Source organism: Helicobacter rappini (genome assembly GCF_900198625.1).
Lineage (GTDB): Bacteria > Campylobacterota > Campylobacteria > Campylobacterales > Helicobacteraceae > Helicobacter_A > Helicobacter_A rappini.
In genome coordinates this window covers 1-8,948 of the sequence record NZ_FZPK01000039.1, presented here as the reverse complement: position 1 = coordinate 8,948, position 8,948 = coordinate 1, and the positions used below count along the sequence as shown (strand labels likewise).

The window sequence follows — 8,948 nt, the reverse complement described above, 5'->3', positions numbered from 1 at the left end:
CCTTTAAACATATACTGCATCTTAGTTGCATTTCTGACATTCCACGAATCTAGTGGTTGATTAAAGCTACTTGCCCCACAAAACATATAAGACATATCTTTTACATTCCTGACATTCCAAAAGTCTAGCGGTTGATCAAACTTCTTTGCTCCATAAAACATATTACTCATATCTTCTACGCTACTTACATTCCACGAGTTTAATGGCTGATTAAACTTCCTAGCATTGTGAAACATACAATACATATCGGTTACACTGCTTACATCCCACGAATCTAGCGGTTGATTAAAGCTTGTAGCCCCAGTAAACATAGACCGCATATCTTTTACATTACTGACATTCCAAAAATCTAGCGGTTGATCAAACTTCTTTGCTCCATAAAACATACAACGCATATTCACTACGCTGCTTACATCCCAATATTCTATCCCGCTAAAATCTGTGCGATTTGAGTCTCTAAATAGCCCACTCATATCTGTAATAGCACTTGTATCAATATCGCCTAGATACACACTTTTATCATCTATAAGATTGAGTAGCTCATCTTTTGTCTTTGGGTGATAGATAATCCGGCTTTTATCCATATATTTTAGTGGCATAGGCTCTATTTGTCGTGCGATGATATGTTTTAGCTGGTCTAGGGCTAGATAGAGACGCTCTAGCTGCGTTTGCTTCTCTGCAATGTCCTGTAATGCTATGTCATAATCTGTATCATTAAGAAAAACATTATATAAGCTACTCTTTTGTGTATTATAGATTTGTGCTAGTCTCTCTTGTAAAGACATTATAGATTCTAAGAGAGTATCACAAGCGTTTGTGTATTCATCTTTTTTCTTTTGAGAGACTTTCTTTGCCTTATTTCTGCTATAAAATTCTGTCTTCACTAGCTCATATTGAACCTCATACTCATCTTGTAAATGCGATATATCAAACTCATCTAGGTTTATATGTATAGTGTTTTCTAGGGCTTTTGCTAAAATATCTTGGATAATGTCTATATGAGATTCACTGCTCCATAGACAATGCTTTAAAAGCATAATATCTATGGGTAAAACTTCATCTCTATCACTTAAAACTGCTGCTACTCTTAAAAGCTCTGCCATAGCTACCCATCTTCTATCTGAAATATAGATTTTCTCACTCTCTTGTGTGGAAACTAGGCTAAAATCTAGGTCTGTTGTATCTTTATCTAGGGCTTTATTATGAGTTTCTATAAGGGATTTTAGGTGATGAAGTGCCTTTAAGCTTTGCGTAGAAAAAGTAATGCTTTTAGCCTTTTGTGTTATATCTTGCAATTCTTGTAAGTTAAAGGGCTTTGTGATAGTAGGCTTTGCTTCATCTATGCCTTTAAGCAGGGCTTCAAAACTAGCCTTTTTCTCCACAGACAAGACTTTTAAGCGGATAATGAGCCTATCATACAAGGCTTCTAGCCCTTGATTTGGCGTAGGGAACTCATTACTCGCGCACACTAGCCCTTTTAATGGGACTTTTATATCCATATTTCCATCGCGATAAATCTTTTCATTGATAATGGTTAAAAGTGTGTTTAGGATAGCTGGAGAGCTTTTCCATATCTCATCTAAAAACGCAAAATGTGCTGTGGGGAGATAGCCTTGTGTGCTTCGTGTAAGGCGATTTTGTTTCAGCTCTGCTATGTCTATGGGACCAAAGATTTCTTCTGGTGTGCTGAAGCGATTCATTAAGTAGGCAAAGAAAGTGTTAGAATCTGCTTTTTGCGTTTGTTTTTCTTCATCACGGATTCTAGGATTTGTAGTGGTGCTTTGTTTGTTTTGCTCGTATTTTAGGGTGGGAGCTACCTTGTCGGTAGTGACTGCCCTAAAATACGAGCAATCAAGCGAATGACTACCCGAAGCTGAATCCTTTTTAGAATCTGCTTTTTTACTATCACTCATATCAAACGCCAATGCCACCCTCCTTGCAACAAGACTCTTTGCCGTGCCGGGCGGTCCATACAAAAAGGCTGATTTACCACTTAGAAATGAAAGCAATATAAGCTTTAAAGCCTCATCTTTTTCATACACGCCTTGATTTAATTCTTTGAGTATAGATTCTATACGATTTTTGTAGCTCATTGTCGCTCCTTCGTGTTGTTATATGCTATCAAAGTCTTGGTGTTGATTTAATGCTTTGATAGGTAAAGTTATAACATACACTTTTGACAGCGTTGTGTCAAAAAAGTGAAATTTTTTAGAATTTTTGTGGATTTTTAGCTCACAAAGTAAGATTCTGGTTTTTACTTTGTGGGAGTTATGTTGCTATGCTTGATATTCTTTAAGCTTTTCATTCAAGGCTTTAATATTGCTAGAATCTAAAAATTCTTGCAAGTTAGATTCAAACTCTGTTAATAATATATCAAACTTATAACGCCATTTTGTATCTTTATTACGATAAAGCCACCAGCTTGGTTTATTGCCCCCCTGCCCTAAAAATGTTTGAATGTCTTTTAGTCTTGGGTCGTCTGCATTGAAAGTTACATCTTTGTGAAAAATCCGCACACCATAGAAACTATATCTATTTTCTTGCTTGTAATATTCTACACAAAAGGCGTAATAATACTCGCCACAATCTTTGGGTTTAATGATAAAGGGATAGTTTAAGTCAATCTTTTCCCACTTGCCCATTTTCTTATCCTTATTTTCAGGCTTAACAATCTCAAAGCCCTTGCTTTCTATCTGTTCTTTATGCCCTTCTATAACTTTTTTTACAAACTTTTCGTGATACAATTCTATGATTTCGTCTTTCTTTTTTACAATCTCATAGACTATTTTCATATTCTCTTCCATATTATTCTCTGTCAAAAAATTTTCCAAACTCATTGTGTTCTCCTTTGTTTTTGTAATGATTTGCACGACATCTTTATAAAAGAGTAGTGCGGCATTTAGGTTTGTGATACAGCCAACTTTTGCCTGTGAGTTTTCTATCCAAGCTAAAATCTCTTTCTTGTAAGTGATAGCTTTAAATCTCACTTTATTATCTCCACTTACAAGATAATCCCCTTGTATTTCCCATTTGCCTAGACTAGACTTTGAAGGATTTCGTTTATAAGGGGCTAGGTAAAGCACAGCGATATTGTCATAAGACGCACCTTGCTCTTGTGGTGTTTCACTTTCGCTAGATTCTAGCTCATTAGATTCTTGGCTTTGCTCTTTTGCTATGCTCTCAATATACCGCTCAATTTGCCGCAGCTGATCTTCTGCCCAAATCTTATTTTCTACAATGATATGTCTCTCTCCATTAGTGATATACACATCAATATTTTTATACTCTTTATACACCCTAGCATTGCGTGTATCACCAAACCACTCTCTAAGCCCCACACATTGTAAAAACTCTTCTAAAAACACATCGCCTTGATAGTGTTTGCCTAATGGATTTAAAAATCCGCATATTAGCCTACTATGCAGCCTGACTTCATCGTTTTTACTCAACATTTGCAAGTAGGGATTAAAGTCATTATTCCCACGCCTTTTATGAATCTCTGCCTGTTTTAAAAAGCCGCTTACTTTTTCAAAAAAGTCTTTATATTCCACGCTTTTCTCCTTTCTTTAAATTTAATGCAGCAAAGATTAATTGCTACAAATATAAATGTATATTATAATCAAAAATACAAAAAACAATAATACAGCTTTTAAGTCATTCACTTGAAAACTCTTTCTGCATACATTGTGTATTTTAATCCCCCCCCCCTAAAACCCCATTTTCCTCGTATTTATATGTGTATCTTTAAGCTTTGATTCTTCTTGTAATTTCTCTAGTAATTGTTGTGAAGAAGTGATTGCTTCAAATCTAGCACCTCTAGCAATTAAAGCAAAATCTCCAAAGCAAATATTATCTAGCTTTTCTATCTCTTTTTTAATGGGACTAGTTTCTAAAAATTCTACATAGTCATTAATGCCTAAATAACATATAAGATATTTGTTTCAGGCTCACTTAATCCAAAGCACGCTTGTAAAAAGGTTTTTTATTGAAAAGGATAAAAGATTTTCTAAACAATCTGTTGTGAAACTGCTTTCAATTTTGACTGCAATGGGTGCTTACAATTCAATCAATTATACTTGCAAGACTGCATAGGATAAAAGCATATAACAATATCTTTTGTTTCAACTTTAGAAATAAATATTGTTGTATACGAGTGTTGTGATTTTGTGTAGCCCTCTATGCTTCTAAAGATGTAATGGATTTGTTTTAGATAGATGAAGTATAGCACACACTTTTGACATATTTATGTCAATATTATATCTTGAAAAATTTACATTGCAGCATAAGCCCAAGTTGGTAGGCATGGGCTAGGGGTTTTCTTTGGTGAAAATTGCTTGGAGTATGGTAATAAGTGTTTCGATAATATCTTTGTCATTAGTGAGTGAGATTGTAAAGATTCCTTTGTCAAATTGCAATGATGGTTGTTGTTTCAGTGATTGCTCTAACGACTTTCTACACTCATCACTAAGGGGTGTTATCACAAAGCTATTGTTTGCACATTGTATTTCGCATTTGCCTTTGATTTTTACACAATGATCTTTAGCTTTAATGCTTGCTACTCCTTTATATTCAGCTTTAAGTTTTAACTTTTCTTTAATCTTTTCTTTAAGTGTCCATAGAAATGGATTTATCAGAGGCGGTGTTCTTTTTATGTCTGTAAGTCTGTATATTTCTAATGACTTGTTCCATATAAATGAATTGTGATTATCCTTAAAAAAACTTTTGCTATATTTGATGAAATAGTATTGCCATTTCTGCGGATTAATTCTTTTTTTCTTACACTTTTTAAGCAACTCATCATCTCTTATTAATTTCTCTTTACACATAGCCCTAAAAGCTGTTGCCAACTCTCCGCTAATTTTATTTTTCCAATTTCGTGTCAGCTTTAATGAAAGAAAAGGTAAGCTTGTCTAAATTCTTATAGAAACACTCTAGCATGGGGGTATCTGGGCTAGATTTGATTGCTTGTGTATGGATAGAATCTAGCATTGTAAGCATAGATTGTATAGTGGGGTCTTGCTCCCAAAAGGGTAGAAACCATGCTTGATCTTTGATGGTTGCGGATATATCAGTGCTGTTTTTGATAGTAATTGTATTCTTACTCAAAGCCTTGCAAAATTCTTTTGAGCTAGAGCGTGTTTCATGAGTGAAGTTTGCTAGATAAGATTCTGTCGTGTTGTTTCGCATTGCGATATACCAATGCAAAAGATAAAGAGTTGTAAGCCTTTGTTGTCCATCAAGGGGGATAAAATCATTACCATTTTTTACGCTTCCATAGACAAACTGCAAATGTAGCGTTTTATCATTTTTTAAAGACTCAAATAAATCTTTCACAAATTTTTCTCTTATCTTTTGTGCGTTTTTTCTGCCTTGTGCGTAGTCGCGTTGGATTCTAGGGATCTTGATTGTGTATTTGTATTCTTCTGCCAAGTCTTTAAAAGTCATTGATTGTGTATTCATTTGCTATCCTTTATTTTGGGATTTAAGAGAATAAATATTTCTGTATTTTTGCGATAATCTCTTCCTGATAATCTTGACTATCTTGTTTGCTCCAAAAGAGTGCTTGAGAGATATTCTGCTCTTTTGTGTAGTATTTTAAAAACACATTGCGTGTGCAAAGGGGGATAAATGCACCCTCTTGTTCTTTCTCTTTTATTCTTTGCTGCTTCATTGCAAAGATAGCATTGCCAAGAGAGATATTCTCATTCTTGCTAAGTAGAGTGAGATTACCAATTGTGTGTAGCTCATCGCCTTTAAATATCTCAAAAACAGCTTTTACGCATTCCCCAAATTCCTTAGTTTCATCATCGTCTAACTTTTTCTTTTTTGCTTCTGCCTTTAATTTCTCTAGTAGGCTTTCTACTCTCTCCAGTGTGCTTGGTATTTTTCCAAAATCTATCGATGATTCTTTACCGCTTTGCTCTGCATTTTTAAGAATCTGCTTACTATCCCTAAGCCACTTTACTACTTCTTTGAATGGTATTTGTGGTGTTTTATCTTGCTGGGCGTGGATATGCTCAAGCTCCCAATCGTTATTTTTGTATATATCAAAGCTAAAGCGGTATTGTGTGTCTATGTAAGAGAGCATATTAAAGAGTAATACAATGGATTTTAGTTCTTTGTTATTATCACCATAAGTTAAGGATTTGATATTTGCTAAATCTTTTTTATTGTGCGTTGCAATTTTTTCTTTGACTTTTTCTTTTATTGTTTCATGCAAAAACTTGCTTTTTGTTTGTCCTTGTGCTTCTTTATAAAGCCCTGCTAGACTTTCATTTTCTACAAGTAAAAAGCCGATAAGATGATAGCTTTTTGAATTGTTATACCATGATTTAAAAGTAAGAAAAATCTTTTTAATTTCTTGCCAACAGCACTCTTTAGAATTTTTATCCATAAGTTTAGTTTGTATAAACTCAAATACAGCATGGGATTTGTCCTTTTCGCTATCGCTATATATCTCATAATATACCTCAAAGAGTAGCAAAATCCTTGTGTCATAGCTCTCTTTATCCTCAACTAAAAAGCTAAAAAACTCATCATCTTGCAGAGCGTATTCCATAGAATCCCACTCGTTAGCACACTCTATCTGTCGCAATTCTTGTATTTTATTTGCTTCATCTTTTAATAAAAGCTGTGCTTTGATAAGCTCGGCATCGTTTAATGGGATTTTCCCGCTATTGATATTGGCAAAAAGATATGCTTCATTTTCATCACTTTTATACCAAATCATGCCGACATATTTTTCTGTCTTGTCTGCTTGAAATAGTCCTTTTATTACTTCTTTTTTCTCATTATTATTACCAAGCCACTCCTTAATTGTTTTGTAAGCTGCTATCATAAAGTAATAATCCATACCTTTAAATATGTTCTTATCACTAGAATCCACTTTTTGAGAATCCATATATTTTTCAGGATCTTTCAAAAATTCCGTGCTTTTCTTTCTTGTGTCATACTCTATCGTGCATTTTATCCCTAAATCTAGCACCTTACAGATAAGGTATAAAGTCGTAAGCCTTTGTTGCCCATCAATCACATTGTATTTACCCTTATTTTCTTTCAGCATAATAGGCTGCAAGCAGTAAAATTTCGCTTTTTCTTGCAAGGCAAACTCATACAAATCATTTAATAGGGCTTCTACCTGCTGCTTTTTCCACTTATAGCCCCTTTGATAGCTTGGGATATGATAGCGTGTTTTGTCTGTCAAAAGTAGTTCTTTAATCGTCTTTATATCATCGTGTTTAACCATATATTCTTCCTGTTTTGTTTGTATATAATTAAAAATCTAAGCCATGATTCTATCATCTCAAGATATTGTTCTATATTTTATAAACTCTCTTACTATCATTATCACGGAATGTCTGCAATCCACTCTCAGCACTAAGCCCCTGCTCCGCTACATATCATCACTCGCTTAGAATCTTTCAATTATTACTCCCTATTTGTTTGGATAGATAGAGTATAACATAATGTTTTGACAGCGTTATGACAAAGATTCTCAATTATCATAAGTAAGATTAGAATCTTGCGTTTAGCCCACTAACCTTTCCAACGCCTTTATAATCTCTACCATAGCAAGTGTATCAAGTTTGCAATATGCTAAAAGGGCTTTGCGATATTCTATCTGCTTTTCTTTTGGCATAGATTCTAGCGCGGCAAAGCACTCCATTGCTTCCCCGCCATTATGCACGAGACCTAGCTCTTTATAAGCGGATTCCATTTGTGGCACAAGGGCTGGTAAAACGACTTTGATAGAGTGGCTGCCATTTTGCTTATAATGATAATAATGCCTAGCGGCAAAGGGTGTCATTAAGTCTTCAATCTGTGAAGCAATATGTAAAAGATCTTTTTCATATTGTGGAAAACTTGCAGCAAGTCTTGTAATAACACCTTTTTCAAAACTCGCATTATAAGCTAGGATAAAGGCATTTTGCGGGATAGAATCTAGCAGGGTTTGAATAAGTTCAACTCTAGGGTCAATGCCACTTTTGGCTAAAAACTCTTTATGCTCTAGCTTGCCATCTTTATGCTGGATATGCAGTGAAAATTGAAAAGGGATTTGCTCATACGCCCTAGTGCCTACAAATCTAGGCACAGCGAGCTGGAATGTCTCAAAGTCTAAATGATAAATGGGGTAGGATAAACTCCCTAAAAACTCTTTTATTTTATCCTTTTGTATATGCACAGATTTATTCTTAAAGCATTCTATTTGTAGTTGTTGCTTGTAGCTTAGGCTATCTATATCTTTTATATCACTAAATCGTGCTATCCCTTGTCTATATAGCTCTATCTTTTTATCGCCATTAAGCCACGCAAGGTTGAATATAGAATATTCTCCCTTTATGCCCCTTTGGGCTTCCCAGCAATAAGCCTTTGCCTCGCAAGAGTAAGGGTCATCACAATGTGCCCCTATATCAATGCTAGGCTCATCTTGCCCCTCTAAAGTGTTAGCAAACTCTTGCAAAATTGCTGGAATCTTTAGTGTAAATTCTTGCACAGATTCTAAGCAAGGCGCTTTTACAAAAAGCCTAGTTAAATCAAGCGATTCACCCCTTTTGTAGCTCGTGTTTAAATGGATAAGATTCGCTTCCTTTATACTATATCCACAATGCGTGATGACATAGTGCTGCACGCTTAAATCATAAATATATACTTCCTTTAGGCTTGTGGAGCTTTTCACTTCATTGATGATAAGCCCTTGTGGTGTGTTTTGTAAAATATCTACCATTACAACAATGCCTTCATATATAAAAGTCGCTTCATATATCACACTAGTGCCAGAATCTAGCAGCTCCTTTGTGCGTTTAGCGTTATAGCTTATGCCATCATCAAAAGAGATTCTCTCACCATTTGGGAATAACTCACAGGCTAAAATCCCCACATCTTCACCCACACTAAAACGCTCAATCTGTGCTTCATCTGGCTGACTTAGGGCAAAAAACAGATTCAAA

Annotated in this window: 6 protein-coding genes; all 6 read right to left on the bottom strand. The window is 35.0% G+C overall.

The window, feature by feature from the left end:
- Positions 1-2,093: BspA family leucine-rich repeat surface protein (locus tag C6H17_RS12225; RefSeq protein WP_158655011.1), on the bottom strand; the 2,093-nt coding region annotated here is incomplete at its 3' end.
- Positions 2,094-2,276: 183 nt separating this feature from the next.
- Entirely contained in the window at positions 2,277-3,551 is a 1,275-nt protein-coding gene (locus C6H17_RS08140) for a PD-(D/E)XK nuclease family protein (RefSeq protein WP_005219781.1), read from the bottom strand.
- Between the two features lie 756 nt (positions 3,552-4,307).
- On the bottom strand, positions 4,308-4,847 hold the full coding sequence (locus C6H17_RS08135) for a hypothetical protein (protein WP_005219782.1): 540 nt from the start codon (positions 4,845-4,847) through the stop codon (positions 4,308-4,310).
- Positions 4,848-4,860: 13 nt separating this feature from the next.
- Positions 4,861-5,460, bottom strand: coding sequence for a DUF262 domain-containing protein (locus C6H17_RS08130; protein WP_005219783.1), 600 nt, complete (start codon positions 5,458-5,460; stop codon positions 4,861-4,863).
- A 22-nt stretch (positions 5,461-5,482) separates the two neighbouring features.
- Positions 5,483-7,246, bottom strand: coding sequence for a DUF262 domain-containing protein (locus C6H17_RS08125; protein WP_005219784.1), 1,764 nt, complete (start codon positions 7,244-7,246; stop codon positions 5,483-5,485).
- Between the two features lie 282 nt (positions 7,247-7,528).
- Positions 7,529-8,948 (bottom strand): DUF2779 domain-containing protein (locus tag C6H17_RS08120; protein ID WP_324737745.1); only part of this gene is annotated, 1,420 nt, incomplete at its 5' end.

What these genes read in the sequence shown, in the direction of transcription:
- C6H17_RS08130 (WP_005219783.1), bottom strand. Translation starts at nt 5,460, where the DNA reads ATGAATACACAATCAATGACTTTTAAAGACTTGGCAGAAGAATACAAA.
- C6H17_RS08125 (WP_005219784.1), bottom strand. Translation starts at nt 7,246, where the DNA reads ATGGTTAAACACGATGATATAAAGACGATTAAAGAACTACTTTTGACA.